This window comes from Butyrivibrio sp. AE2032 (assembly GCF_000702965.1).
In genome coordinates, this window is record NZ_JNLF01000005.1 from 796,828 (window position 1) to 823,605 (window position 26,778).

General features: G+C 44.6%; 26 protein-coding genes. 4 read left to right on the plus strand and 22 right to left on the minus strand.

The window, feature by feature from the left end; all coding sequences use genetic code 11:
* Positions 1 to 59: 59 nt before the first annotated feature.
* Complete coding sequence (locus BO18_RS21280; protein WP_034449518.1) at positions 60 to 497, plus strand: PPC domain-containing DNA-binding protein; 438 nt, start codon at positions 60 to 62, stop codon at positions 495 to 497.
* 119 nt (positions 498 to 616) lie between these two features.
* Here BO18_RS21280 and BO18_RS21285 read toward each other — a convergent pair whose 3' ends face one another.
* The 4 genes from BO18_RS21285 to BO18_RS21300 all read right to left on the minus strand — a co-directional run bounded on the left by BO18_RS21285 (position 617) and on the right by BO18_RS21300 (position 4,492).
* Positions 617 to 1,222, minus strand: coding sequence for a hypothetical protein (locus BO18_RS21285; RefSeq protein WP_034449520.1), 606 nt, complete (start codon positions 1,220 to 1,222; stop codon positions 617 to 619).
* Between the two features lie 129 nt (positions 1,223 to 1,351).
* Complete coding sequence (locus BO18_RS21290) at positions 1,352 to 1,897, minus strand: hypothetical protein (protein WP_034449522.1); 546 nt, start codon at positions 1,895 to 1,897, stop codon at positions 1,352 to 1,354.
* Positions 1,898 to 1,987: 90 nt separating this feature from the next.
* Positions 1,988 to 3,283 carry an ATP-binding protein gene (locus tag BO18_RS21295; protein ID WP_034449524.1) on the minus strand — a complete coding sequence of 432 codons (1,296 nt, stop codon included), beginning with the start codon at positions 3,281 to 3,283 and terminating at the stop codon, positions 1,988 to 1,990.
* A gap of 330 nt (positions 3,284 to 3,613) precedes the next feature.
* Positions 3,614 to 4,492 (minus strand): CPBP family intramembrane glutamic endopeptidase, encoded by an 879-nt coding sequence (locus tag BO18_RS21300; protein ID WP_034449527.1) that lies wholly within the window; start codon positions 4,490 to 4,492, stop codon positions 3,614 to 3,616.
* A 169-nt stretch (positions 4,493 to 4,661) separates the two neighbouring features.
* Between BO18_RS21300 and BO18_RS21305 the strand changes: the two genes are divergently transcribed.
* Both BO18_RS21305 and BO18_RS21310 read left to right on the plus strand, forming a co-directional pair.
* Positions 4,662 to 5,363, plus strand: coding sequence for a LytR/AlgR family response regulator transcription factor (locus BO18_RS21305; RefSeq protein ID WP_034449529.1), 702 nt, complete (start codon positions 4,662 to 4,664; stop codon positions 5,361 to 5,363).
* A 1-nt stretch (position 5,364) separates the two neighbouring features.
* Positions 5,365 to 6,780, plus strand: coding sequence for a sensor histidine kinase (locus BO18_RS21310; RefSeq protein WP_034449532.1), 1,416 nt, complete (start codon positions 5,365 to 5,367; stop codon positions 6,778 to 6,780).
* A 149-nt stretch (positions 6,781 to 6,929) separates the two neighbouring features.
* On the opposite strand, the gene BO18_RS21315 is transcribed toward BO18_RS21310, so the two are convergent.
* Positions 6,930 to 7,967 carry an ATP-binding protein gene (locus BO18_RS21315; RefSeq protein ID WP_034449534.1) on the minus strand — a complete coding sequence of 346 codons (1,038 nt, stop codon included), beginning with the start codon at positions 7,965 to 7,967 and terminating at the stop codon, positions 6,930 to 6,932.
* 139 nt (positions 7,968 to 8,106) lie between these two features.
* Between BO18_RS21315 and BO18_RS21320 the strand changes: the two genes are divergently transcribed.
* Positions 8,107 to 9,081 (plus strand): IS30 family transposase, encoded by a 975-nt coding sequence (locus BO18_RS21320; protein ID WP_034449535.1) that lies wholly within the window; start codon positions 8,107 to 8,109, stop codon positions 9,079 to 9,081.
* Between the two features lie 596 nt (positions 9,082 to 9,677).
* Here BO18_RS21320 and BO18_RS21325 read toward each other — a convergent pair.
* The 17 genes from BO18_RS21325 to BO18_RS21405 form a co-directional block, all read right to left on the minus strand.
* On the minus strand, positions 9,678 to 10,199 hold the full coding sequence (locus BO18_RS21325) for a GNAT family N-acetyltransferase (protein ID WP_255350972.1): 522 nt from the start codon (positions 10,197 to 10,199) through the stop codon (positions 9,678 to 9,680).
* A 20-nt stretch (positions 10,200 to 10,219) separates the two neighbouring features.
* On the minus strand, positions 10,220 to 10,768 hold the full coding sequence (locus tag BO18_RS21330) for a hypothetical protein (RefSeq protein WP_034449537.1): 549 nt from the start codon (positions 10,766 to 10,768) through the stop codon (positions 10,220 to 10,222).
* 14 nt (positions 10,769 to 10,782) lie between these two features.
* Positions 10,783 to 11,010 (minus strand): hypothetical protein, encoded by a 228-nt coding sequence (locus BO18_RS21335; RefSeq protein ID WP_034449538.1) that lies wholly within the window; start codon positions 11,008 to 11,010, stop codon positions 10,783 to 10,785.
* A 517-nt stretch (positions 11,011 to 11,527) separates the two neighbouring features.
* The gene (locus BO18_RS35020; RefSeq protein WP_185752542.1) at positions 11,528 to 11,665 is read right to left on the minus strand and encodes a hypothetical protein; all 138 of its coding nucleotides are present in this window, start codon (positions 11,663 to 11,665) and stop codon (positions 11,528 to 11,530) included.
* Positions 11,666 to 11,810: 145 nt separating this feature from the next.
* Positions 11,811 to 12,554: a TraX family protein gene (locus BO18_RS21345; protein ID WP_034449544.1), complete on the minus strand. Its 744-nt coding sequence runs from the start codon at positions 12,552 to 12,554 to the stop codon at positions 11,811 to 11,813.
* 201 nt (positions 12,555 to 12,755) lie between these two features.
* Positions 12,756 to 14,210 (minus strand): S41 family peptidase, encoded by a 1,455-nt coding sequence (locus BO18_RS21350; protein WP_034449546.1) that lies wholly within the window; start codon positions 14,208 to 14,210, stop codon positions 12,756 to 12,758.
* Positions 14,211 to 14,315: 105 nt separating this feature from the next.
* A complete protein-coding gene (locus tag BO18_RS21355) occupies positions 14,316 to 16,610 on the minus strand; it encodes an N-acetylmuramoyl-L-alanine amidase family protein (RefSeq protein ID WP_034449548.1) in 2,295 nt (764 codons plus the stop codon).
* A 973-nt stretch (positions 16,611 to 17,583) separates the two neighbouring features.
* On the minus strand, positions 17,584 to 18,405 hold the full coding sequence (locus BO18_RS21360) for a leucine-rich repeat domain-containing protein (protein ID WP_034449550.1): 822 nt from the start codon (positions 18,403 to 18,405) through the stop codon (positions 17,584 to 17,586).
* A gap of 21 nt (positions 18,406 to 18,426) precedes the next feature.
* On the minus strand, positions 18,427 to 19,827 hold the full coding sequence (locus BO18_RS21365) for an RNA polymerase sigma factor (RefSeq protein WP_034449552.1): 1,401 nt from the start codon (positions 19,825 to 19,827) through the stop codon (positions 18,427 to 18,429).
* Between the two features lie 156 nt (positions 19,828 to 19,983).
* Positions 19,984 to 21,285 carry a hypothetical protein gene (locus BO18_RS21370; protein ID WP_034449554.1) on the minus strand — a complete coding sequence of 434 codons (1,302 nt, stop codon included), beginning with the start codon at positions 21,283 to 21,285 and terminating at the stop codon, positions 19,984 to 19,986.
* 140 nt (positions 21,286 to 21,425) lie between these two features.
* Positions 21,426 to 22,196 carry a class I SAM-dependent methyltransferase gene (locus tag BO18_RS21375; protein WP_051689031.1) on the minus strand — a complete coding sequence of 257 codons (771 nt, stop codon included), beginning with the start codon at positions 22,194 to 22,196 and terminating at the stop codon, positions 21,426 to 21,428.
* A 450-nt stretch (positions 22,197 to 22,646) separates the two neighbouring features.
* On the minus strand, positions 22,647 to 22,979 hold the full coding sequence (locus BO18_RS21380) for a hypothetical protein (RefSeq protein ID WP_034449557.1): 333 nt from the start codon (positions 22,977 to 22,979) through the stop codon (positions 22,647 to 22,649).
* A 263-nt stretch (positions 22,980 to 23,242) separates the two neighbouring features.
* Positions 23,243 to 23,557, minus strand: coding sequence for a hypothetical protein (locus BO18_RS21385; protein ID WP_034449558.1), 315 nt, complete (start codon positions 23,555 to 23,557; stop codon positions 23,243 to 23,245).
* Between the two features lie 185 nt (positions 23,558 to 23,742).
* On the minus strand, positions 23,743 to 24,204 hold the full coding sequence (locus tag BO18_RS21390) for an HIT family protein (RefSeq protein ID WP_034449560.1): 462 nt from the start codon (positions 24,202 to 24,204) through the stop codon (positions 23,743 to 23,745).
* A 39-nt stretch (positions 24,205 to 24,243) separates the two neighbouring features.
* Positions 24,244 to 25,170, minus strand: coding sequence for a hypothetical protein (locus tag BO18_RS21395; protein ID WP_034449561.1), 927 nt, complete (start codon positions 25,168 to 25,170; stop codon positions 24,244 to 24,246).
* A 243-nt stretch (positions 25,171 to 25,413) separates the two neighbouring features.
* Complete coding sequence (locus BO18_RS21400) at positions 25,414 to 25,836, minus strand: hypothetical protein (protein ID WP_034449563.1); 423 nt, start codon at positions 25,834 to 25,836, stop codon at positions 25,414 to 25,416.
* Positions 25,837 to 25,898: 62 nt separating this feature from the next.
* On the minus strand, positions 25,899 to 26,762 hold the full coding sequence (locus BO18_RS21405; protein WP_034449565.1) for an alpha/beta hydrolase: 864 nt from the start codon (positions 26,760 to 26,762) through the stop codon (positions 25,899 to 25,901).
* Between the last annotated feature and the right edge of the window lie 16 nt (positions 26,763 to 26,778).

Here is a 26,778-nt window from a genome sequence, read left to right on the forward strand (position 1 = left end):
TTTTCGGGGTGATATAATTAGTTAACAGAAGACAACTGAAGAAAAGCGAGGATGGCGGTATGGATTACAGAAAATTCTCAGACACTTACTATGTGCGAATGGACAGAGGAGACGAGATCATCTCATGCATCCTGGATCTGTGCAAGAAAGAAGGCATCGCATCCTGCATCTTCAGCGGAATAGGCGGACTGTCCAAAGCTGAGATCCAGACCTTTATACCCGAGAAGGGAGAATTCGAGACAGACACACTAACAGGAATGCTCGAACTGGTATCACTTACAGGCAACGTCATTACCGACGACGACATGAACTACTACCATCACACACATGCCGCAGTTGCTTACAAGGATGAGAACGGACATCATATGTCGGGCGGCCACATCAAATCTCTCACGGTCCTCTACACTGCAGAGATCGAACTGAGACCCGTCATCGGTGGCAAGATAGGCAGAATGTATAACGAAGAAACAGGATCAGGATTCTGGGATTTCGGATGATGAGTTTTAGATAACCAATTTAAATCTTTTTCGCATATTAATAATCCGACTCAAAGTAAGATCGGGTTGTCGTTAAATAGCAACCCGATCTTTTGTGTTTATGATTGTTATCGGTATCGTCAGAACTTGTATCCGATCTCCTCACAGATATCGATTATTTCTTCAACTGTAAGGGCGTCTATTGCTTCATCGATCTCTTCCCAGGTCACATCCTCATCAGCGTATGCGATGTGGAAAAATATTTTAAGATAAAACCTTGCTCCTGCGATCTGTTCTTCCGTTAATTCGGGAACTGCGTTTTCTTCCGGCTCCGTCTCGACACGGCTGATCAGGACGGGCATGTAGTATTTGGTGAAATATCCCTGGCACTGGACCTGTACCTCACAGGGAACTCCTGCTTCTAAGTGAACTCTTAACTTGAAATTGAAACCGTCGGGTGCGCTGTCAAAGTCATACCAGGTGTTATCTCCCTGCTCTACCTTTATCCAGGGATCCACGATGCGGTTGGATGTCGGAGCATCACATCCGGATCTGAATATATACTCGCCTGTATATTCCGGGATGAATTCAAATGTCTGTTCTGGACAATAGCTTCTGAATAACAATTCTTTTTCTTCTACCGTTACGATCTTCTCATCTGCCAAAACCGTCATGCCGGCTCCGATGACCATTATGCCCGCCAGGATCGCGGCTGCTAATTTTCCTGTAAATCTCTTTCCGAACATCTTTCTGTCCTCCTTTGATATTTATCTTTTATGACTTCATTATCAAGGGATTAGGATACGCAGACAATCAGTAATGTCTGCTCTGTATGTTGTTTAAGCAACAGATGTTTGAGGAAGTGTCGGTTTATCTCACTTAATATTCCCTTTGTTCATTACCACGATGCGTCCGGTATCAGGATTCGCGACCAGACCGCATGTACTCGATCCGGTGTACATTGGATAGAAATAGATGACGTCATAGGAATTGATGTCATCGTCTATCACCTTATCGTATTTCAGATTAATCGGGAAGCTGTCGCCATATGAATCGGGATTCTGAACTTCGCTGACTTTTTTCATGTAAAACCTGGCACTGCCGTATTTCGCATTGTCATCTTCAGGATCGCATTCGAGATCATATTTCGCGACCAAGGAACTGATGAGTTTATCGTACTCTTCTTTATCAAGTGTAAATGCATAGAGCGAATATTTGCCTATGCCTATGTTGTTAGTGAAAAACCTCTGGTCGGAAGCTCCTGCGGGGATGTCAACGGAAAACCTCAGATATGCGTTTTCTCTGAACTTCTCATAAGAATCGTATTGCCTGGATCCGAGCTTTAAGCCGAATCTTCCGAGCAGGAATGCTCCCACTATAGCCAGAATTATTATCAACGGGATCTTGATCTTTTTACTCATATTCCTTCCCCGCTTCTGCAGTCTCTGTATTTATCCTGTATTTCGATGAAGCATGGCTCCTTCGTTAAGCTTCCGGGCATTACGCGTTTATTAAATGCAAAACACCGCGTAAAGCGGCACCGACCTGATACCGTTCGTCATTCCGAAGTTATTCTCGGACAATCTAACGGAATATTCAGGTTTATATTTCTCCATATAGTTTTTAAGGCTTATGGATCTCTTGTGCCGGCCCGACTTTATATCGATCGGGATAATGTCATTTGATACCTGAAGGATCACATCTATCTCCATACTTTCCGACGGCTTAAAGTAATACAGATCTGCATGTGTAACAGCCAGTTGTTCAAAGACATAGTTCTCAACCACCGCACCCTTAAACATGTTATCTCTGTCAGGCATAAGATCGGCAGGTCCTAACCCGGTCATACGGCAGAGCAGTCCGACATCAGACAGATATATCTTAAAGTTTGATCCATTCTCATATGCTTTCAACGGAGCAGAAACGGCATCAAGAGAATCGATCTTATAGACCATCCCGGATGAACGGAGCCAGTCTATGGGGGCATAGTAATCTCTCTTGTTTGCCGTGGTCTTTATCTCACTGTACTTAAATTTCGGGTTATCTCTGGCAAGCTGTCTTGGGATACTGTCATACACGGAAGATATCTTTGTGCTTTCAGCAGAACTGAAGACATATTTTGCCATATCTGCTTTATATGCAAGCATAATATACTCCAACAGATCTCTGTTGAATGCCATGACATCTTTTCCGTTTCTTATATAATCTGACACAGCCTGGGGCATACCACCAACTATCAGGTAATCGTGGTAAAGCTTCAAAGCTTTCCCGTGAACGGCTTCCGGGAATGCGGTCATACTGTCATATGCAGCTCTTATTCCGTCTCTGAGCTGTTCCTCTCCGCATGCGATAAGGAATTCTTCAAGATCCATCGGGTACATCTTTTCTATGCAAACTTTACCGACTGGAAAAGAAGACTGAAACCTGTTGATCTTTACGCCGAGAAGGCTGCCGGCACATATGATCCTGTAATTCTCTTTTGCTTCGCAGAAATACTTAAGGGAATTAATCGCCCTTTCACTGACCTGTATCTCGTCAATGAAGATCGCAGTCTTACTGTCGACCTTTCGCCCGAGGAGCATTCCGATATTCCTTAAAAGCGTTTCGGGATCAAGATCGCCCTCGAACACGGATGCGACCGACTTCTGCTCTTCAAGGTTTATATAGATATAATCGTCATATCTTTCTTCACAGAATGACTTGATCAGCCAGGTCTTGCCAACCTGTCTGGCACCTGTTATGAGAAGCGGTTCCTTAACCTTTCCGTCTTCCCACGATTCTAAAACGCGAAGAAATTTTCTATACATTATCTGCCTCCCGTCTTACTTTTGATTTTATCAGCAGGAGGTCAAAAACGCAAATTTCATGAAGTGTTTCATGTTTTTCGCGCTTTTTTCTTGAATAGTTTCAGGTTTTTCTTGTTTTTGGTAGGTTAGAGCCGCTATTGAGACATCATCTGTCGGTATATAATGAGTATATGGATAATAAGAATGACATTTCTGTGCACATGCCTTTCCTGCTCTTTTTCACGCCCATCGACACGCCCATACAGGCAGCTGCCGGCAGAGATCAAACCTCTCCGCCGGCAGCGCATACCTTAATCTATTACCTGTTTTTCCCTAAAGCAAATTAAGAGCTTAGCTCTTTGATGATGTGACGACTACCTCGGGTTTCTTGGAATCGGCTGTCAGAGCCTTCTTGTCCATGAGAATGCCTGCTACATATACGGCAACGAGGATGCCGCCTACTGCGGTAAGGATGTACACTCCTGCTGTCGAGAGCTTATCGAGAACAGGGAAATATGAGACGACCATGGCGAATGTATTCATGATGATGTGAAAGATGATGCCCGGGACGATGGATCCTGACTTGATCCTAACGACGCAGATGATGAGGCCGAGGAAGAATGCCCATGTGCCCCAAACGATTCCGCCGTGTACAATGCCGAAAGCGACTGATGAGATGAGGGCTGCAACGATCGTGGGCATGCCTTTTTCGAGCCTGTTGAAAATGTAACCTCTGAATACGACTTCTTCCATGATGGGAACGAGGAGGGCATTTGCGAGGATCGCCTGCCAGAACGGATAGGACGTGAGCTTGCTCATGCCCGAAGAGAGACCGCCCATTAGTTCTGCGGGGATCGGAAGGATGCTGAGCATGAAGTTCATGAAGAACATTCCTCCGAGAGCGCCGACCACTGTAAGGCCGAGCTGCTTTCCGGATACCTTCTTGATGTCAGCCTCTTTCGCAAGGCTCGACTTCTTGACCTTCTCGATAATGAAATATGTAAGGAGTGTGAGGAGCGCACCTGCCATGAGGAAGATACCCGTCATGGCTGCCACGTCATTCTGGTATAGGGCCTGACCCTCTTCATAACTGTAACCTGCCGCGCTGTACTCCCTGCCCTTAAAATAACCGAATATCGCCGATATGATAAAAGTTGCGACGTTGGATGCGAGCAGATAGACTGCGAAATACGCCAGTGCCTTTCCTATTGCTGCTAATACCTTCTTCATTTTGATAACCCCTTTCGTTATTTGATCCACGGGGATTGTAGCAAAGGAAAAGGTCCTGTCTTCCGGTTTGGTGCGAATGGTATAAATCCTGTCGCAAACGGTATTTCTTGCAAAGCGCAGTTCAGTTAATATAGAATCATTAGATAATCAATACAGGCAGGTGCTTTTCGTGCGTATAGCGGTATGTGATGATGAGGAAAGATACAGGATAGACTTAAAGACTCTCCTCGATAAACTTCTGATCAATGTGGATTACGACATTGATACTTTCGACGACGGCAACATTCTCATAAAAGAGTTCACTTCATCACCTTACGATCTGGTGTTCCTCGACATCGAGATGCCTGCGATCGACGGCATCACGCTGGCCAAAAAGCTCCGTTTGGTATCGGAGAACGTATTCATCGTCTTCCTCACGGGCCACATCGAATATGCCCTGGAAGGCTATGAGGTAAACGCTTTGAGGTACCTCACCAAGCCGGTCGACATAAACAAGCTCAAGGAAGTCATCAGGTATGTCCAGGAAAAACAGGGCGGCGACAGGCAGATAATAATCAGAGAAGAGGGCGAAGAGATACTGATCGACATCGGCGACGTCATCTACATGGAAGCCATGAACCAGAACGTCAGGATCGTGACCTCAAAGGGCGAGCACGTCATCAGATACAACATCGGCGACTTCGAAGAGAAACTCAAGAACGACGGTTTCTTCAGGATCCACAGAGGCTATCTGATATCCCTGTCGAAGGTAAAGAAACTCGTGAAGAACGACGTACTGATGGAGGACGGAACCACCCTTCCCGTCAGCCGCAGCAACACAAAGGCGCTGAAAGAAGCTCTTTATTCTTACGTGGAAGGATCGGCTTTCTGACATGAGCGAAACATTTTGGGATTATGCGTTTGCCGCCTTCATCTCCCTTCTGAGCAATCTCCAGTTCATCGTCGCTATGCTGACGGTGGTGCTCGTGGCGGCGTGCTTCCTCGGCAGATATATCGTGCTGACAAGAAAGCTCGTATTCTCATCTTTCGGAGTTCTCGCGATCAGCGTGATCGGCTCTGTCATCATGACCCTTTGCTTCAGTGAAGAACCTGACAGCGACACATATTATGTACTGAACGGCATACTGACGGGTGCCATATTCGTCTACTCATTCGTATTCTATCTGTTTGCGTATAAGGAAAAACGCATCTTACGCGCGATAGAATCGACGGTATGCTTCTATCTTTTCACATCGTACATAGGCTCTTTCTCCCAGCTGACACTGGTCTATTTCCTTGGCGGGACCGACGATGTGCTCATGGATATCTTTTACGAGAATCTTGGTGAGGGAACCGAATGGTTACTGGTATCTTCAGTCGGCTTGATCGTTACGGTGGCGCTCTTCGTGATCGTATATCTGGGATTCTACAGAAGAAAGAAATACTTCGTCATAGGGATTCCCTACAGGATCGTCTTTGTGATCTGGGTCGCGATATTTACCGTATTACCCAGCGTACCCGCAGCCATGCCTGCCGATGAATATACCATCGATGACAGATATATGGTCATGAGCTTTCTGTTCGCAATTGGTGTGATAATACTGGGACTCGCTATGCCGGTCTTCGTGATAGTATCGACCACCGAGAGAGCCCTGAAGGAGAAGAACAAATCACAGGAAACATACATCGCAGCAGAGCTCGAATACATCGGCCAGTACAAGAAAAAGCAGGTCGAGACCCAGCAGTTCAGGCATGACATAAAGAACAACCTCGCCCTCACACAGATGATGCTCGACGAGGGCCACGTCGATGAAGCCCGTGAACACGTAAGGGACATGCTCGGCAACGTCAGTTCCCTCTCCCCAAAATACGTCACGGGTGACGAGATGCTCGACCTCATCGTCTCCATGAAAGCCGACAGGATGGAAGAGATGAACATCCGCTTCACGCTCGACGGAGTCGCCGACGGCGGCCTCGGCATGAAGCCCATGGACATGTGCAGCATCTTCGCCAACGCTTTGGACAACGCGATAGAGGCCGCTTCCTCGTGCAAGCAGCCCTATGTATCTTTGAACATAAAGAGAACGGATAAGTTCTTCGTTATCAAGATCACGAATTCAGCCAGTAAAAAAGTCGACATCGGCAAGCTCCTGAGTTCTTCGGGATACACTTCCAAATCCGACAAGGAGCATCACGGCTTCGGCCTGATGAATGTCAGGCGCGCGACGGAAGACTGCGACGGCATCTTAAAGGCTGAATCCGATGATGAATCGTTTACGCTGTCGATAATGCTGCCGAGAGAGAAGTAACGTTCGCCTGGTCACACCGCAGCATGATCTCTCACAGAAATCTCAACGTCTTCGAGGATTACTACATCAGACGAACTATGTTCTGATTTTCGATTTTTCGTTTTTAGAACATACCTTTTGGTGATCTCTTTTTCCAATAATTTCGGCGATCAATAATTTGCTATCGTAAAATCCTCAAACAAGGGCAACGTAAAACTCACATATCCGTGCTTGTCACCGTTTAACAACCCTCGCTTGATCAGACGATCCCTGTAAGGACTGAATTCATTTGATTCCATAGACAGATCCTGTCTGATATCACTGATCTTTCCAGTGTCGGAATTAGCTATGGCGTGCATGACCTTTCTGTCATTTGCTGACAGTTCGGACCATATCTTCTCATATACATAATCTTCAAGATAAGCTCTGTAACTTGACAGGGCCTTCTTGAAATTTCCGCCATTTTCGAATGTATAGTAACCCAACACCTGGAAGGCAAAAGGATAGCCTCTTGTAAGCTTGGCCATCTCAAGCGAGGGCTTAGCTCCCAGATCGAATTTCTGACGGTAATTCTCGGCAAAGCTTGAAATGTTGAGCGAGCCGAGAGTGATCTTCGGTGCACGATACAGGAATGTAAGCATGTCCTCGTTCTGAAGCGCATGGATATTCTCATAAAGTCCTGTCATAAGAAGAAATACAGGCAGTTCGTTACGAACGAATATCTGGTATGCACTTGCAAAGATCTTCATGTTCTCAGTGGATGTGACTTCATCGATCGTAATAAGGATCCTTTTCTTTTTCTTCTTAAGAGTCTCGAGCATCCTCGTCAATGCTGTCTCTATATCGGTAATAGGATCCGTGTTGCTTATCTCCACGCCTATTCCGTAAAAAGACAGGTTGATCTTTGCATTTTTGAAGAGCGCCGTCAGTTTCTGATCGTTATAGAGTTTTGCGGCCAGTGAGACCAGCAGGTCTTTTGCCGGGTTTAATTCCACTGTTATCCAGTTATCCTGTTTTGCCAATGTCTTTTGTATCTCAGACATAAAGACTGTCTTCCCGGCACCTTTTACGCCGGTGATCATATATATCTGCTGGGGTGGATTCTCCGCCATAAACATATCGCATACAGTATTGATCTGTATTGTTCTGGGGATTACACAGACAGGCTCCTTGCCGAATGTAAGGGAATAGGGATTTGTCTTCTTCATTTTTATATTCCTTTATAGTTTGCAGCCGTTTTTATAGTGGCGAATTTTCAAGTCAAGTGCAACCGCAGTAAATAAGAATTGCCCATAGGGCCCTTGATATAATGGTGTTGCTAAACAAAAAACATCAAAGGAGCACCTTATGAGCAACTACCATCATCTTACACTAATGGAACGGGAAATGATAATGCTGTGGCTATCACACGGTTGGAGTGTTACAGCTATTGCAGATTATTTGGGACGTAACAAGTCAACCATATCACGTGAGATAAAAAGAAATTCATATCAAACTTTCTATAGAGCTTCTACTGCCCAAGGAAAGTATGAAACAAGAAGATTGACTTGCCGGATGCAGCCCAAGCTCTCTAATGAGGCTTTGAAAGAGACTGTAAGAGAAAAGATAGAAGTGTACCAATGGTCCCCTGAACAGATTGCAGGACGTCTCAAACATGAGAACTCAGAATACTCAATAAGTTACAGCACGATTTACCGTGCACTGCACAAGAAAGTGTTTAACAGAAAAGGTGAATACGGCAGAGGTCTGATCTTGAAGCTTAGGCGTAAAGGTAAAAATGTAAGACGCAAATTTGAAAAGCGTGGAAAGATTATAATCTCCAACCGAATAGAGGATCGTCCTGAAGAGGCCAATAAACGTCTGAGAATCGGTGATTGGGAGGGTGATACCGTAGCTGGTGTATTTAACAAGTCTTGTCTGGTAACACTTACAGATCGACGCAGCCGATTCTTGCTTAGTAAGAAGTCCAGATCCAAGTTGTCAGATGACGTAAATGAAGTTATGTCCTCTCTCCTGAAAGGACAACCGGTATTCACCGTGACCTTAGATAGAGGCAAAGAATTTGCCAGACATGCTGAGATCACTAAAGAAACCGGCATTGAATTCTACTTTCCGGCACCTCACCAACCCTGGGCTAGAGGAACAAACGAGAATACCAACGGCTTACTTAGAGAATATTTTCCAAAAGGAAAGGACATAACACAAATGACAGATAAATTAGTCGAACAGGTCGTGTATAATCTGAACACCAGGCCAAGAAAGTGTCTGGGCTATGCAACACCTTACGAGGTCTTCTATTCAACCACGTTGCACTTGACTTGAAAATTCGCCGTTCTTTATAGTTTTTGTGTTCTTTTATAGTTCTTCATAGTTTCCATCAAGAAACAAAACTCCTCGCAAAACTAAAGACTGCCTCAAAAGCAAACGTCTTTTCAATATTTCGATACCTCGACTTTGGGAAGGTGAGCTTGAAATTATCCCAAGATGAGGTTTTCTTGCATTTGGGGATAAAAATTGAGTTCAAAATTATCCCTAAATGAAGTTTTCTTGAGGTTTGGGATAAAATGCGGGACGAAAATTATCCCAAGTGAAGTTTTTTTAAGCTTTTGGGATAAAATCACCTCTGAAAAATATCCCTAGTGAAACATTTTTGAACTTTTGGGATAAAATCGCCCCTCTGAAAATGACTGATGTTTTGAAGCTACTATACCGGCAGGCCAATCAGATGCAGTGGCGATAATATCTCCGCCAAAGATCTATATAGTGGAACAACCTCTTCGTTGCACCGCCGCCGATCGCAGCAAAACCCTCAGAAGTGCAAGAGGCATAAGCGTACCTGAATCTGCGAGAGGGCCATAGACTTACACCTGCGATAAGACCCGGAATCGTTCTCATATGATACTTATTCAGTCAGCTATTCACATCTCATCTCGGAAGATAACCGATACATGAGTTATCTCGTTGTCCGGATCGGGGTATTCTTTCGCGAAATGCATGCCGATTGATTCGGCGGTCTTGTATGAACCCGTATTCGTGTATTTGCAGTAAGAATAGAGCGCCGGGTATGACGTGTTGGCAAACGCCCAGTCGCGGACGGCCGCAGCGGCTTCTTTGGCATAGCCTTTTCGCTGCTGGTCAGCGCGGATGTGATAGCCGATCTCCGGGAGCATCTCGCCTTCGATGTTCTGGAGCGTCAGCCCGCAGTCGCCAATCATCTCGCCGGTATCTTTCAGGCATACAGCCCACAGACCGAAACCGTTCTCGCGGTACCTGTTCATGTTCCTTTCGATCCATTCACAGACCCGCTGCTCATCGAACGAATACGGATAATGCTGCATTATCTCAGGATCTCCGAGGACCTTGAATAATGCCGCGTGATCGTCCATGTTCATTTCGCGCAGATAAAGGCGCTCTGTTTCCAATATGATCTTTTGCTCCACGTTCTTATTCTCCTGAACCGTCAGCCCGTCTGCCTGTTAGGTCCGTAAGAATCCGGCTCCGGGAACAGATAGTACAATGTTTTCTCTATATCTTGCAGTTCGTCAACCTGATAACAGTAACCCCTGTAGATCTCAAACGGCTGTTCATTTGCGTCATAGTAATAATGGAAGGAGTAAGTCGTGCCGTCATAGACCTTTTCCGAATAGTCCTTATACGGATCGTTATACCTGCAGTACTCACCGAATCTGTAGAACTTCTCGAAATCCGCATTGCCCAATACCGCCGTGGACGTCATGGGGTCCGAGATGCTGTAGTACACGTTTCTGGTCACTGTCCCGTCCCAATCGATGCTGTAGCCGATGCCAGACAGTTCATCATCGTAGTAATTCGCCATATAGACGTTGCTCGATGAGACATACATCATTACACCTTCTCTGGCATGAAGTTCGGCCAGCTCCGGCACCTTGACGGCTTCTGGAGATCTCGGTTTGGAAAGATCTTCGAGCAAACTGCAGGACGTGAGCATCACCGCCGCGAGCAGACAGGCTGCAACAGACTTGACCTTCATAATGCCTCCTTGATCTAAGACATCGCGATTCCGTTCAGGAGCATGAGCACCATCGCAGCGTAAAACGCCACAAGCGAGAAGACTATGAGCAGCGCTCCTCCGACTATTCCCCCTATACGCTTCTTCTTTTTGATGGTGCTGATAATGGAGCGTATCAGGATGATGAAGCCTGCAATGATCATTGCAAGACCTATGAGTCCTACGATAAGTCCCGCGATCGCGTATACGTCAACTGAATCCATATAAATACCGCCTTGTTTTTATTCTGAAAACTGTTCTGCCTTATACTATATCATTAACTGTCTGTTGCCTGAAATTATCCGGGGCTCGGAATTATTGGGAGTATGCTTTGGGCGGTAAGATATCGTTTTTGGGAGAAAGTCTTCTAAAACGATATCAGTCGGATGGGCAAGATATCGTTTTCGGGAGAAAGTTGCAAAAAACGATATCGGGCGAAAGGGCAAGATATCGTTTTCGGGAGAAAGTTTCCAAAAACGATATCGGGCGGAAGGGCAAGATATCGTTTTCGGGAGAAAGTTTCCAAAAACGATATCCGCCAAGAAGCCAAGGTATCGAAACCTGGCGAAGTCATTCAATTTCGATACCTCCGAAAATCAAAGGTATTGAAAACTAGGAAAGCCCTCCGTTTTCGATACCTTCCACTAATTAAAACCAATCAAGTCTGAAGCCAGACCAGGTGTCGGTGATTCCTGCGCCCTGACTCAATCAGCAGTTATCTCTTTTACTGCCCTTTAGCTGTTACAGTTTGTTGGCAGGCCAATACACAGGATTGTAATCGTATCTGATGCCCTCTTTGACAACGCTTATCAGATATACAATTGCCGGCGGGACGCCGAGAGCAATGTTTACGAGCACTTTATCAAAAAACTTATCCATATGATGCCGCCTCACGAAAAGCTTATATTTTCATTTTAGCACCGGTCTCACCAATCTCCAGTCACAGTGCGGAAACGGCGGCATATTCACATTTTCATATCATCGTGATTTCTCCACGCACCGGACAGCCAAAGCTGCAAAGTGCTTATTTCATTATCATCTCAACCAGTCCGAGCACCGCGAGATGAAGCGGATAGTAGATAGAATAGATCACGCCGAACGCCTTGTTTCCGGGGCCCTTCTTGCCGTTATAAGTAGCGATGAGGAGCATTGCGGCATAGTGGCCGACGAGCCAGAAGCGGATCTTCATGAATGCCTCGAGCCATGCGGATGGACCGCCGAAGCTTGCTCTTGCCCACACATAGATGCAGAAATAGACCGATATCATTGCCGAGAGGATAAGGAACTTCTTGATGATGGATTTCTTACCCGCATACTTGATGAAGAAATAGAATGCGTATATGAGGAGCACGCCTGCGAACTTGTAGTTGAATTTCGCGAAATATGAGATAAAGGCTGATGCCGCGTAGTAGATGACTACGATCCAGGGCTGCTTCGAAAACTTTTCGGTGATGATAAGTCCGATGAAGCCTAAGAAGAGCACCGGCATAACGCTCTGGGAACTCCAGTCGATGAGTTTTCCCGTCTCGAAAAAGTCGTATGCGAATTCCGAGATGACGCAAAGCGCGCCGAGCTTGATAATGTGTGCCTTGAGCCTTTCGGGCTTGTCCTTGAGGTGGTAGTAGCCTTCCGCGATCATGAAAGCATAGAGCAGAAAAGCGATCCTTCCAATGATCCTCATCACGGGCATGCCATCAAAGAATCCCGTTGCGAGGTGATCTGATGTCATCGTTATCATTGCGATTATCTTGAAAATAAAAATTGTCATCTTAAAAGTCCCCCTGTGATTGATTATTACCTTATGTATTCATTATCACAAGAGACTGTAAACCGGCCAATCGGTAATACATGAGCGTTCTGATGTTTAGGCTACAGATGCGGTCCTTTATGCTGCCAAACGTTATCAGTTTTATGTCAGTGCGGTCATCATTTCGATGCGTTCAGGCCACCGCCAATATTCATGGTATCTTTAACCGATCGCCTCATAAAGCCGTTCTTTTGCTTCCGAATAATCGCATGATATATCAGGTTCGACCAGATATGTTCCGGCATTTGCATCCGCCCTGACGAAATGCTTTGTCGAGACAGACATGAATATCTTCGAGTTTGGCAGACTGAAGAAGACGACTTCGCCATATCCGTTGGGATCATTGCCGGGCGCTTCACCGATTATCGTTCCGATGTGATTATCCTTAACATACTGGGCATATAACATGCCGGAACTGAAAGTTCCCGAAGATGTAAGGAGATAGAAATCGCCCTTGAAAAGAAGCTCATCGGCTTTCTCGTTCTTTACAGATCTGGCAGGATACGGAACCGTGAAAAATCCCAGTCTCCATTCCAGTCCGCAGGTCTTATATTCATCGATATCGAGATATCTGAAGAACTCGCTTATTACCGCATCATTTCCGCCGCCGTTGCCGCGGATGTCAACGGCCACATGCTGAATATTCTTTTCTTTCACCTCTGTGAACATATCCCTGACGGCTTTGTTGTATTCCGCATTTGCATTGCACTCCGTCAGTGTCATTATGGCAAGACTGTTTTCCTCATCGATCTCATAACTTACGAAAGATTCCGTAGCAGTATCTTCGGTCTTCATCTCTATCTCATCCAGGAGCGCATAATCTTCCTGAGTATACGTTCTGGTGGTCTTATCGCCGTCTTTTTCGAACACATAAGTGACTTCCGTATTATCAAGGCCGAGAAAATCCAATCCTTCAAGAGTAAAATACAGACTTCTTATCCTTGATATCTCCCAGCTCTCTGCTTCGTAACTTATGATATCCCTGCTCTGCTCCGCAAGCTCGTCTATCGTAAGGCCGTTTACTGATGTGGTCTTATAACCTGCAAGCTCCTCCGAAAAGCAGTCCTTAAGATAGTGGAAATCATATTTCGGGAAAGTATACGTATGTCCGTCGTGGAGACAATTGAGCACATATTCGGTCTTCCTGCACAACTCGTTTACGGTTATCGTATCGATGCTCTCAAGTTCACTTCTGACAGTCTTATATCTATCCTCCACTTCCTGAGGCATTCCGTTAAGCAAGGCCGGATGATCTTTCTTCAGAAATCTCATCATGTAATCAAGATCTTCGATGGCTTCTTTGGAAGTTACGGTATTCTCATACGAATCAGCATACGGTCTGTTTGCATATCCGGTTATGGAATTCCAGTAGGGATTGCAGACAATGCCAGCCAGACTGTAGATCAGCACAGCCAAAAGAGACAACACGGACATCGTGATCTTAAGTCCTTTGCCCGAGCTGACCTTAATAACAATAAATGCATTGATCATCAGAATGGCCAGCGACACAATTATGCTTGCCGCCAGAGGAACGGCCATCAGTCTTCTGTCGATAAAATATAGCGCGATAAAAACAAGCCATGTTACAGGCATTAATAATACAAATCTCTTTTTCATTTCTATCCCCTTTTCAACGAGCGCCTCACAAAGAACTTCCGGCCCTCACGTCATAAGCAGAAATGATTATATCAATAGTCCGTCTTTTTTCATACAAACATACAGTCAATCATCATAGTTCAGGCAGACGCCGTTATCATCGAAGTGATAGAGCTTATCATTGATCTTGTAATAACCCGTTGCCATGCAGCATTTATCGTCGAAATAATAATGCTTACCATTTATGGTCTTCCATGTCTTGCAGGAAAGGCGGCCCTTGCTGTCAGAAAGATACCACTTGTTCTTATACTGCGCCCATCCGGTCTGCATAACTCCTTTACTGTCAAAGAGATAATACTCACCGTCGATCTCTTTTACTCCGTCCTTGAACATAAACGGGTCCCAACCGGTGGACGGATCCTTAAAGTAGTACCATTCACCACCGATCTTATTCCAGCCTGTTACAGCCACGCCATTCTTCCCGAAGTAGAACCAGTAGTCGTATTTCGCATCGTAGTGCCATTCGTTGGCGAGCATCCTGCCGTCCTTATCGAAATAGAAATACTTGAGATAGTTGCCGTTATCACCCTTTTCGGTGGGCATCAAAGTATCCGTATACATGTAAGGCGTGTAATAGCTGTCGACCGTTTCGGAGAAGTAATACCAGTTATCTCCGATCTTCTGCCAGCCTGTCACCATAACACCGCTGGAATTCAGATAATACCAACTGGTCTTTCCTTTAGAGTCTGTTTCCTTCTCCCATCCGGATCCCAGTGCACCGCTGTACTCAAAGAAATACCACTTGCCGTCCATGTATTTCTTCCCTCTGAACATATAGGGATCCTTATATGAACCGGAAGGCTCGTTGAAGTAATACCACTTTCCGTCTATCTTCTGCCAACCGTATACAGCTTTTCCGTCAGAACCGAAATAATAATATTTATCGCCGGTCTCGTACCTTTTCTGCCATCCGGTCTCCATGGCACCGTCTTTTCCAAAGAAATAGAAATCTCCGTCAATGCTTCTGATCCCGATCTGCATGGTAGGAGCGGAGCAGCTGCTCGGGGTAAAGTAATACCATTTACCGCCCGACTTAAGCCATCCGTTGTGTAACACGCCATTGCTGTTGCCATAGAAATAGTTGCCATTATAACTGATCCATCCGGTCTGCATAACGCCGTTTTCATCCACATAATAGTAGTTGTTATCTATAGAAAAATACTGGGATACATAAAGATACGGATCATTTGTATAAGGAGCAAAATAGTACCATTTCTTACCGATCTCGGTCCAGCCTGTAGCGCCACCTTCCGTCGTCAGGTAATAATACCTGGTTCCGTAAAAGTCGGATTCCATCTTGTACCAGCCCAGCTGCATGACACCGTTTCCGTCCAGGACATAAAACTTCCCTCCGAAAGAACCGCTGACACCGGCAAGCATGTAAGGATCTAAAGTTTCATAGGAATAGGAAGGCTCATGAAAGAAGTACCATTTTGTTCCTATCTTGGTCTTTCCGACTGCTGCCTTGCCGTTGGTTCCAAAGTAGTACCATTTGCCGTTGATCTCCTTCCAACCCGTATGCATTGAACCATTGGAATTAAAAAGATACAGGGAGCCGTCAATGGTACAAAGACCATCCTTATACATATTATGAAGGGTCAGCTCAGTATCGAAGTAATACCACTTACCGCCGATCTCCGTCCAGCCGTTTGCCATCTTTCCGTTGCTGCCGAAGTAATATGTCTTATTACCTATGGTCAGCCATCCGGAATACATCTTGCCTTTGAGATCAAAATAAAAAGAATTGCCATCAGCATCGGTATAGATGGTATCAGCTTTCATGTAGGGATCGTTCTCCCTGTATTCATCAAAGTAATACCAGTTATTATCAATCTTCTGCCAGCCCTTTAAGGCATAACCGTTGCTGTCCAGGAAATACCATTTGCCGTTACACTGCTGCCAGCCCTTAAGGCTCTTGCCGCTGTCACTGAAAAAATAGCAATGTCCGTCCACATATTGAAGTCCCGTACACATCCTTCCGGCAACATTGAAATAATAAGTGCTATTATCAATCTTCTGAAGTCCCGTAAGATACTTACCGTTAACATAGTAATACCAGTAAGCACCCTCGTGTGACCAGCCTTCCTTCGCATCAGTTTCAGTTCTGCTGATCTCGATCTCCTCGCTGTCTTCGATAACAAAGATATCTTCGGCGGGTGCGATATCTTCGGCGTCCACGATATCTTCAGTGGCCACGGTATCTTCTGTGACCACGGTATCTCCAGCGACCACGGTATCTCCAGCGACCACGATATCTTCATTCTCCGTTATCTCATCTGCCAGTGCGAAACCAGTGAACGATATTATGGCGGCAATCGATGCCGAAATGCAGACTAAGCTCTTTAGTTTCATCCGTTTCATGAAATTTCCTCCACGGTAATTGTCAGCAAATTTTAACATATATGATGATACGGCTCAATTTCAGTTTCGATGTGCTCAGATGTTGCAGATTAGAAAAAAGGGAGTTGTATCAAAATGCCGGTACAGCCCCTTACTTTCGCTTTTTGGCTGGCATTTGCCCAATACCTGCTTTTCTGCCGTGTAAACGGCGAAAAACTGACCCCTTGAAGTGGATGTGCTAATGACCAGCCATGTCTGCCGGAAGGCCAAAGTATCGAAATGTTAAAAAAACTTCCGTTTCCGATACCTGTCGGGAGTTCAACGTATCGAAATCCGGGGAAATCCTTTGTTTTCGATACCTCGGCTGAACCGCGGATATCGTTATTGAGATTTTTCTTCCGAAAACGATACCTTTGATCTTCCACTGATATCGTTTTAGAAGTTTTTTTCCTAAAAACGATATCTTTGATCTCCCGCAGATATCGTTATTGAAGACTTTTTCCTGAAAACGATATCTTTGATCTCCCGCTGATATCGTTTTTGAAGACTTTTTCCTGAAAACGATATCGTAGCTTTCCTTGCAGGCGATTTTATCCCAAACCGTGAATTATTGCCTCCGTGGGATAATTTTCAGAGGTGAATTTATCCCAAAAGCTTAAAAATGCTTCACTTGGGATAATTTTCAGAGGTGAATTTATCCCAAAAGTTTAAATATGCTTCACTTGGGATAATTTGCGGTCCGAATTTTATCCCAAATCGCAAGAAACCCTCATCTTGGGATAATTTCGATCTCACCTTTCAAAAGTCGAGGTATCGAAACGCAGATAATCACTTCGATTTCGATACCTGTCGAAAAGACAGGTCAGAATTCTGCAATCAACTGCAACTGCCACACTTGCTGAAACAATAAGGGGCTATCTCATTTTGTTTTGAGACAACCCCTTGAGTCTTCTCTTCGAACATCTTCAACCAGATCATAAATGACATTAAGCAATTAATAATACTCTTTTTCTGCCATCTTGGTAAAAACCTCATCGAAATGAACATCTGCCCAGGAACCTTCCTTGACCTTGACCGTATAAGGATGGAGCTGGCCGAATGCACTGGTGTCCCACTTATCCAGCTCCATGTCTTCAGGGACGATTATCGTTTCCAGGCCGATGTCTGCCAGAGCAAGCTGCCCGATCTCCTTGAGTCCGCTAGGCAGAGTGATCTCGGTCAAGACCTCGCAGCCCTTAAAAGCCTGATGGTCGATAAAGGTAATAGAATCAGGCAGTTTGATAGTCTTTAAGCTCTTGCAGTTCATAAACGCAGCTCTGCCGATCGACGTTACATCGCCCAAGATAGTAACCGACTCAAGTGATTTGCACCCGGAAAAGCTGTAATACGGTATTTCCGTGATATTCTTGGGTATCGTTATCTCCTGCAAAGACTCGTCACTCGAGAAAGAAGGCAGCTTTGTCAGGTTTGCAGGCAGCTCGATGGTCTCCAGTTCCTTGCAGTTGGCAAAACTATATGTAACATCTATGTCGTCATCGCTCTCGAAAGTAATGTGCTTGACCACACCGAAATCGAAGCGGACCTGGATCTCATATCCGGCAGGAACAACAAGTGTATCCGCTTTCATGCCCTTGTCGGACAAACCGGAAAGCTTACCCTTTCCGTCAACTCTGTAATTCTCCATAATGTCTCCGGACTTAACTGCTGCAGAATCCCTGCCTCCACCATTTCTGTCTATGTCTTTACCCTCGACACATGCTGCGCCTGACAGAGCCATTGCTGCAACGAGTAAAACTGATAATATCTTCTTTTTCATATTTATCTCCTTCAATCCGGATCACGTAACTGAGAATCGGATCTCGTAATAAGTAATTCCATCAAATTCAAGCTCAGAATAAGAAAGGTACAAAGTCTGTTTATCCTCGAGCTCTATCTTATATCCGCCATCATACATTTTCGAATCGTAATCCTTGTACTCTGCTCCGGCAGCAGCATAGTGATCCTTTATAGCTTCAACAATTGCCACCGCCCTGTCCTTATCTAAGACAATGACATCAATGCCCAGATCGATCTCATTCTTCAGGTCAAAGCCGCTTATATCCATATAGGAAATATGGTCGATCCCGTCTCTGACATATGACGAATAATAGGCATACGCCGAATCGTGATCATCGTCTATCTTGAATTTATACGGCTTTACCAGAAGATATTGCTCAAACTCGCCAACGTTGTCCGCCGGGCATTTATGAGCACTGTCATAATAGTAGACACAAAGATCCGCTATCTCTTCAGGAGTCATATCCTGAACGTAGTAATATGCTTCATCATCGTCATCATAATACCCTTTTCCGTCAGTAGTTCTGGATGTTGATCTGCCGGTATTCACAGATGTATCCTTCACTTCCTCATTCTCTGAGTTCACTGTGGATTCAGCTGTCTCAGGCGGTCTACCCGGCTTGTTTACTATATTCAGAACGATTACGGCTGTAACTCCTACGGCAACTGCTGAGGCTATGCCTCCGACTACATATTTGTTGATCATTATCCCTGTTCCTTTCTTTGCTGCTGAGGCAGCGATCTTTGTTGCGGCTCCCGCATGGGAAGCCTGTGCTGATGCGGACAGAGATATAAGTTTTGCGGGCATTGCCTTGAAAGGCACCTGCTCGGCTTCTTTCATGAAAAGCTTGCTCAGGAACGGCAGAGCCATACCGAACAACTTCGTCTTGTTATCTTTTTCATACTTCTCGACCTCCTTCTTGATTTTGTTTCTGGCAAAGTTAAGACGACGGCGGACTGTTCCTTCCGGAACGCCAAGCGCTTCAGCTATCTCTCTGGTGCTCATCTCATCAAAGTAGAACAGGATAAGTGTTCTCCTTATATCCTCAGACAATGAGTTTTCGATGATATCCATGATGATCCTTCTTGCATCTTCCGATTCGACTATGGAATCGGGAAGGAAATCTTCAGGGACTGCTTCAACGTCTTCAAAGAACTCTTCATCAACAGTATCTGTTTTCGCAAGCTTAATGCGGTCAAGACACTTGTTTGCAGCGATCTTTTTCAATAACGCGGTTGCCTTTGTCGTATCCTTGATATCCGGATAAGATTCAATGAATGCGATAAACGAATCCTGGACGATATCTTCAGCGTCAGCCTCATTCTTGAGGAGTGACATGGCTGTCCAGTAGACGGCTTTATAAGCGTCATTGTAGATCTGCTCGAGTTCTTCTCTGGTCATCTCTTTTGCCTTCTTTCTATCCGCATCTATCTACTTAACGATTAACAGATGCGAATTGTTCGCTGGTCGAGAAAAAAATTTTTAAGATTTTTTTGCTGTATCGTTCGCGACTTAAAAAACGCGCTAAAACCGCCGTTTTTTTCGCAGATCATCCGGTCACTTCTCCATCTTCAGATCTACCAGTACCCAGTCATCGGAGATCAGTTCGTATTCCTTGCCGCAGCTGGGGCAGAACTTGTTCTTAACGGGATTGAAGCTCCTGGCACAAGCGGGGCAGTTGATCTTGGTCATCGAGAAGTTCAGGTCGACAGGTATGTCCGTCCTTCTCCGGAAAGTCGCGCTGATGACAGGTTGTGTCAGGCTTACCGTGTTATCTTTTATGGAGAGCACGTCGAAATACGATTTTGTCATTACCGAGATGATACCGTCTTCTTCGTTAAATTCCTTAAGGCCGAAAGTTCCGGCATAATTCAGATCGATAATATCCTTGAATTCAGAGGGAAGCGGTTCTCCTTTGTAGCAGAGAAGCTCGCTCTCATCCTTGGAATAAACGGCCGTCTTGATCAGAGATATCGCCTTGTTCTTAAAATACTCAAAAGAAAAACCTGGAGTTATATTCTGCATCCTTTGTTCAAAGTGCTCTCTGGATTTAGCAGTACCCATCCTCCCGCTGTCGACGATCACTTTGGCTAACTTGGACAGCAAATGCAGGAGCAGGAAGAAAAAGCCTCCCCAAACAATGCATGCTATCGGACCATAGAGTATGAATGCGGCATAGCCGGGATCAGAATAGCTCTGCAAGATCTCCGCGACATCCGGAATAGATTCAATAAGAGGACGGCAAAACAATACGAAAAGAGCGCAGGCAGCCGTGCATACGGGCCAGCCTATCAGCACCTGCTTCTTTGTCAAGCGGAGCGAATCGAAGAAATAATAGCCGGTGATCTTCGGGAAAAGATCGTCCATCTTGTACTGTGTTCCGCAGTAAGGGCATCCGTTTATCAGTTCTGATATCGTGCTGACGGCACTGCAGTTCGGGCAGACATAACTGTCGTCATCAGGCTGAGAGCCTGAGATGATATTCGTGATCGTCGCGTAAAAATCACGCCTGTGCTTATCCTGGTAAATCACCTGATCATCTTTCCTGATCCGTCTTTTGATCCCGAGAAATGATAATCCCACGGTGCTTATATAATGCTCGTCATACCAGACCTCTCCATCAAAGAAAGCATTTCCTAAACCTGAATCATTGGTCCACTTAAAGACTTCATAATCCATCTCGATATTCTTTTCTTTTATGCGTTTATGCTGCAGATCGAGCATATATGTGACATCATTATCCGCATAAGGAATGGGCTTGCCTTTGCATATGGCATCTCCCAAAGATGACGAAAAGCTGATGAGTTTTTCATCATAAGCAGGCCTCATCGGTATCGCCTTGTGATAATGTCTTCCCATATCTATCCCTCCAGTCCGTCAGATCCTGATGTATCCTGAGATCCCTATCCGCGCCTGCAGTATCAGTTGCTGCACCTGTTATCCCCCATAAACACTAACGTGATCTTCAACAGATCGCATCCTTATAAGATTATAACATCTCACATCTTCCTGGCTTTTATGCAGAATGAGATCGGCAGCATCCCGGCCTTTCTGACCCTTTTATCACTCACGTCCGCCGCATCCGCCGCTCCCGTATCGCTCGCCTCAATGAACTGCTCGATGAAGAACCCCGCTTTAGCCAGAGCGTTAATGTAAGTGGACATCTTCCGGTTGCGCAGGACGATCTCGCTGTCATGAACGGGCATCGTAAAATAAGACTCATCGAAATAACTCTTCGTCATCACGAACTTATCATCCTCAAAGACATCTTTCCGTTCGTCACATGACCATGCGATGCAGTAATGCAGCGGGTGATGCCAGCTGAAGATGAATATGCCGTCCTTCTTCAGATATGAGGCGATCCTGTCTAAGGTTCCCTGCAGATCCGTGGTCCAGCCGATGCCGTAGATAGAATATACAAAGTCGAAATACTGCTTCGGGATGTCTATATCCTCTTCCATCTTCGCGCATATCAGCTTTGCCCTGTATCCGTTTTCATCCAGAAGTTTCGAGGCGTTGTCCAGCTGTTTTTGAGACAGATCGATGCCCCATAATTCGCCCGCGCCTCTCGCCGCGTTGTAGAGCAGAGAGTGACCGCTCCCGCAGCATATTTCGAGCATCTTTGCACCGCTCACGTCACCGAAAAGATTAAGGTCATCCTCCGTCGGAAAGCAGACGCCGTACTTTGGCAGCGCGGTCGTTCCGAACCAGAGATCCGCATGTCCGTTCCAGTAATTCTTATTTATCTCAATGATGTCTTCGTTACGCATATGCACCCCTGTTACAGTATACATCTACCTGCAGAAAATCTGTCTGAATTCAACATTTCGGCATCGTAATGTTTACTAATCGACAGTGCCAGCCTGCATTGCTCATTGGCACAGGAATGTGTTCATGGCATTTTCAGGGCTTAAAAAAATCGGCAGAGTTTCGGCTCTGCCTTATTTTTGCAAGATTTTTCCAAGTTAGTGCTCGAAAAATACGGCAAATGATTCGGCACTGCCGCATAGTTGCCGAATAATTTTCGAAAAAGAGCAGCATCAATAATTGCCGAATCATTTTAAAGCCGAGCTGCATTACTCAGACTTGAGACACTTCATTATCGAAAAGCACGGTTAAAACCCCAGCGTGTACCGGGGTTTTAGCCGAGGTTTGAATTCAAAACTTCAAAAAGCAGGTTAAAACCACGGCAGCAGCCGTGATTTTAGCCGTGGTTTGCGTCATGCGTGTAAAGGGCCGATCTTAGGTCCCTGGATCATTTTGTCTTTTGCGATCTTTTGTGCTTCATTCCAGGAAATGCCCTTGCCTTGATAATAGTAATAATTGTTGTAGTTATAATAACTGTCACAAGTAATACCGATCTTTGCCCAGGCTTTATCGACCTTGTCAGAACAGTTTGTCCAGTCGAACATAACCTCAGCGGTCAGGAACTCCTCATCCATAAGACCAAGTTTGTGAAGAAGTTCGCTGTCACAGGTTACCTGACCTATAGTACCGCCGTTTACCGTATCGAGCTGAAACATATCGAGCTCAGTCATATCTGTGTTTTTCATTTTTGTAGTCCTCCTGTTGATAATGCTTTGTTTTATGGCTTCATTATCACTGGCGGCATTACATCAAACAATCAGTAATGCTTAGCCGTTCCGTTGATTAATCAACACATTTGATAAGCCATGTTGAATAACAAAGAAAGAGGGCCGGAATTCTCATTCCAAAGCCCTCTGTATAATTCACTGAAAGCAGTAAGATAACTTCCTTTATGGATTCTGTCCTGGAAGCGGGATACCAATCTCAGGTCCCTTTATCTGCCTTGTATTTATTGCACTTCCGGCGGAAGATCGCACGGTCCCAGGAAAAATTTCCTGAAGTTGTCGTAAGCTTCCTGGTCTTTCGGGGCCAGAAGACCTGCCCTTCCCTTACACGAACGTTCGAGCCTACTGATGTCGGCTTCGACTGCTTTAAGCCATCCCTCATCAAGATCATCTGCGTGGAATCTCAGTACTACATCAACCCTCGTGCAATCGATATAATCGATAAGTTCCTTCATTTCCTTGGCATCCTTGAACTCTTCTTTCTTTTCATCCATAAGCTTTAAAACGCTGTTTGCCTTTTCTTCTATTAGCTTATTCATACCGTTTGCTCCTTTCACGATACTAAACTGATACATCTATCGGGCTTGGCAGTCCCATCGAATATGCAATTTCATTTAGATTTTACTTGGATATTCCTCATTAAGCAAAACAAAAACAGAAAAATAAAGTCCCCGGAGCTCACATCTCCGGGGACTTCGTTTATGTAGTTAAGAATATTCGGAATTTAGCGATTCAGCCATTCTTTTAGTCGAATAAACACTTCTTCCTTATCTTCAGGGGATATATCCCCGCTCTTTTTCAACGCATAATGATGGCCAAACTCGCTGTCAGTATAAGTGCTCCCGTTAAGTATTACGGGCTTATCATATCTCGGCCTTACGTGAATATGCAGATGAGGATCAGGAGCTGCCTCCTTATAGAAATCATTCATCAGGCAACTCCAATTAAATAGCGTTGCTCCTAAAACAGCCTTTAAACATGTCTCCACTTTACAAACCAGATTGCGAAGTTCTTCCCATTCATCATCTGTCATCTCAGACATTGAATTGCAATGTCGCTTTAATACCAAAATGCATCGTCCAATATAATCCTGTTCATCTGAAAGGAAAACAAACCATAATCTACCCTCGTACACCTGGAACTGTTTGTCTTTTTCAGATAGGTTGCACCAATCACAACTTTCCATTCTTTTCCCCATTCATATTACTGATGATATTTCATACCATTATACGATATGGAACCGCGAAGCCAATTTACCGGCCTTTTTCGTCTTTTCGACGCCATTATAAGACATGCAGAATTTCAAGCTGTATAGTGCGGCGAATGATATATCAGTCAGATAATTATTTCCCGACAACATTCTTATCAGGATCACTGTTACAGATATGATTCCTGCAAGCACAATCAAATGCTTCTCAAACTTCTTTAATGCAGGAAACACAAGCGAATACGACGGAAATATGATTATAAACAGGACTGCATATAAAGCATGACTGCTGACAAAGGAGCCTTGGTGTGCGGATATGAGATCTGACAATGACATCAGGAGCCTGCTGCCTTTAGGAAGGCTGTACCAAGGCATATAGCCTTCCAGGTTTCCTTCTGCTATGAGCAATGAATAGGACTGACGATCGATCATGCAGTTCAGATAGTGTGCAATCAAGAAGCCTATAGTAAAGACTAATATAAGTCTGATCAGTACTTTTATCTTATCAGCATCATATCTGTTGCCGTTTATAAAAAATCCGAACAAAAAGACAGTAATGCAGAATACAGAGCCGACGATGAAGCTGCCCCACAAAGTGCCTGCCAGATCAGAATAACGCCCCGCAATCAAAGGATCATTCAGTATCTTAGCACCACCCAAAGTCGCAGTCGAACAGAAAAGATAAGAAAAGATCAGACCTATGATCACTCTGCGCGAAATCCGGTTGTACCTTACCCACAACTGCCTGAATAGAACTCCCAAGAATAAAATGCATGACTCAAAAAAGATAATGACTGTAGAAAAGCTGATTATCTTTGCAGGAAGAGAATCTCCCAAATAGAGCGCCTTCGATACAGGAAGATCAAAGAAACTTCCTGCTATTGCACCGATTACACATAATACGATCAGGATCAGATAAAGCCCCGTCCGTGAAGTCTTTTTCATATGCCTCTCCTATTATTGAACGCGTTTAATTTATGATAACAATTGAAGGCTGTTTTTTCAAACAATTAGAATAGATTAATGGAATCGTTGGATCATTTACAAATAAACGTCACGAAAGTGAGCATTTTCGTGACGTTTTGGTGAAACTCAATGTTGAGACAGCTCCATTATTTGACGGATACCGTGCGTATCCTCAAAAGAAATAACTGCTGATTCCTAACATCACGACAAAACTGAATCTGCTTATTTATGTCGAAGTTCTTTAATGAAACATACACTAACCACTATCATCATTACCGCCAATACATCTGAAGCAACTAACTGTCCGATCGCAGCTGCAGGGATCGGCTGCAGCGGCCATGGTTCAATAAAGCTGGCAAGACACGCTCTGAATATCCAGACCACTGTGAGGAAAAAATAGAAATAAATCACTTCACGATTCATGGCTAACGCTCTTTTACCTAAAAATATAAGCATAAGGCTTAATCCAAAGAGCAACAATGAAAAACAATAGTTGGTATAATCTATCCCCACTATAAGATTCTCATATTGTGTCGGGAGATAATCATACCATTGAAACATCCACGGAACAAAGAAATGCCAAAGTCCCACTAAAGCACTTGTTACGACAGTAATAAAATATAAGATGTGTATTCCTTTTCTCAAAATGATTCTCCCTGCAAATTCTGATTTACCTAAGTTATTTATCTTGACGATTTACAGTACTGCTATCCTTTCAAATACTCCGACACTTCACCTAACAGTCTCATCCCGTCGGCTTTAGGCTCAAAGATCACTCCCATATGTCCTTTCGAACCGTTTTCGAAAAGTATATGTTCAACATTTCTGTTCTTCAACAGCCCGTCGAAATAAAGTGACATATCTTTCAATTCATCAGACTCATTAGTAATGATCACAGTCTTCGGGAGCCTGCTTATTTCGCTGTTTTCCGCAAACACCAGATGCCTGTAACGCACGTCGTTCTTATACCTTTTCGGGAAGACCATGCCTCGCATTCCATTATATGCAACACTGTTCTTATAGAAATGCATAAGTCCGCAATCAAGCAGCAGACCATTATACATATAGTCCCTCTTCTCGAATCCGTAATCAGAAAGCATATCCGGCGAAATACTCAGCAAACTTTCAGCGACGGCATTTACGCCGCCAGACGAATGACCTGCAAGGTACAGATCACCTGCGTCGCCTTCATATGAGGAAGCATTTTTATATATCCAGCGCGTGGCTTTATCTATATCCTCTATCTGGTCAAAAACAGTATATTCCGGATATGCCAGCCTGTAATTCAGCGCAAAGACCACAAAGCCGTTCTGTGCCATCACATTGGCAAACACGCCGTCTATCTTCTTATCGTGTGAGATGAAGCCCCCGCCGTGAATATCTATCAGTACCGGCTTAACAATGCCATCGTTACGGAAATATATGTCCAGCGTTTGTTCGGGGTCATCATCAGCTATGTAACTCACATCTGAGATCGTTGTTATTTCAGATGACAATGCGCTTTGGTCAAGGCGTCCCAGATCCTTGATATAAGCCTTATTGCCGCTGTCTTTCATCATCCTGTTGATCATTGTTTAGTTAAGCCTT

Excerpts from the sequence above, each read along its gene's own strand:
- BO18_RS21405 (WP_034449565.1), bottom strand. The coding sequence starts at position 26,762 with ATGATCAACAGGATGATGAAAGACAGCGGCAATAAGGCTTATATCAAG.
- BO18_RS21350 (WP_034449546.1), bottom strand. The coding sequence starts at position 14,210 with ATGAAAAAGAGATTTGTATTATTAATGCCTGTAACATGGCTTGTTTTT.
- BO18_RS21300 (WP_034449527.1), bottom strand. The coding sequence starts at position 4,492 with ATGAAGAAGGTATTAGCAGCAATAGGAAAGGCACTGGCGTATTTCGCA.
- BO18_RS21335 (WP_034449538.1), bottom strand. The coding sequence starts at position 11,010 with ATGGATTCAGTTGACGTATACGCGATCGCGGGACTTATCGTAGGACTC.
- BO18_RS21385 (WP_034449558.1), bottom strand. The coding sequence starts at position 23,557 with ATGAATAAGCTAATAGAAGAAAAGGCAAACAGCGTTTTAAAGCTTATG.
- BO18_RS21295 (WP_034449524.1), bottom strand. The coding sequence starts at position 3,283 with ATGTATAGAAAATTTCTTCGCGTTTTAGAATCGTGGGAAGACGGAAAG.
- BO18_RS21320 (WP_034449535.1), top strand. The coding sequence starts at position 8,107 with ATGAGCAACTACCATCATCTTACACTAATGGAACGGGAAATGATAATG.
- BO18_RS21315 (WP_034449534.1), bottom strand. The coding sequence starts at position 7,967 with ATGAAGAAGACAAATCCCTATTCCCTTACATTCGGCAAGGAGCCTGTC.
- BO18_RS21280 (WP_034449518.1), top strand. The coding sequence starts at position 60 with ATGGATTACAGAAAATTCTCAGACACTTACTATGTGCGAATGGACAGA.
- BO18_RS21360 (WP_034449550.1), bottom strand. The coding sequence starts at position 18,405 with ATGAAAAAGAAGATATTATCAGTTTTACTCGTTGCAGCAATGGCTCTG.
- BO18_RS21375 (WP_051689031.1), bottom strand. The coding sequence starts at position 22,196 with ATGCGTAACGAAGACATCATTGAGATAAATAAGAATTACTGGAACGGA.
- BO18_RS21310 (WP_034449532.1), top strand. The coding sequence starts at position 5,365 with ATGAGCGAAACATTTTGGGATTATGCGTTTGCCGCCTTCATCTCCCTT.
- BO18_RS21390 (WP_034449560.1), bottom strand. The coding sequence starts at position 24,204 with ATGGAAAGTTGTGATTGGTGCAACCTATCTGAAAAAGACAAACAGTTC.
- BO18_RS21290 (WP_034449522.1), bottom strand. The coding sequence starts at position 1,897 with ATGAGTAAAAAGATCAAGATCCCGTTGATAATAATTCTGGCTATAGTG.
- BO18_RS21330 (WP_034449537.1), bottom strand. The coding sequence starts at position 10,768 with ATGAAGGTCAAGTCTGTTGCAGCCTGTCTGCTCGCGGCGGTGATGCTC.
- BO18_RS21370 (WP_034449554.1), bottom strand. The coding sequence starts at position 21,285 with ATGGGAAGACATTATCACAAGGCGATACCGATGAGGCCTGCTTATGAT.
- BO18_RS21285 (WP_034449520.1), bottom strand. The coding sequence starts at position 1,222 with ATGTTCGGAAAGAGATTTACAGGAAAATTAGCAGCCGCGATCCTGGCG.
- BO18_RS35020 (WP_185752542.1), bottom strand. The coding sequence starts at position 11,665 with ATGGATAAGTTTTTTGATAAAGTGCTCGTAAACATTGCTCTCGGCGTC.
- BO18_RS21395 (WP_034449561.1), bottom strand. The coding sequence starts at position 25,170 with ATGAAAAAGACTTCACGGACGGGGCTTTATCTGATCCTGATCGTATTA.
- BO18_RS21380 (WP_034449557.1), bottom strand. The coding sequence starts at position 22,979 with ATGAAAAACACAGATATGACTGAGCTCGATATGTTTCAGCTCGATACG.
- BO18_RS21365 (WP_034449552.1), bottom strand. The coding sequence starts at position 19,827 with ATGACCAGAGAAGAACTCGAGCAGATCTACAATGACGCTTATAAAGCC.
- BO18_RS21345 (WP_034449544.1), bottom strand. The coding sequence starts at position 12,554 with ATGACAATTTTTATTTTCAAGATAATCGCAATGATAACGATGACATCA.
- BO18_RS21355 (WP_034449548.1), bottom strand. The coding sequence starts at position 16,610 with ATGAAACGGATGAAACTAAAGAGCTTAGTCTGCATTTCGGCATCGATT.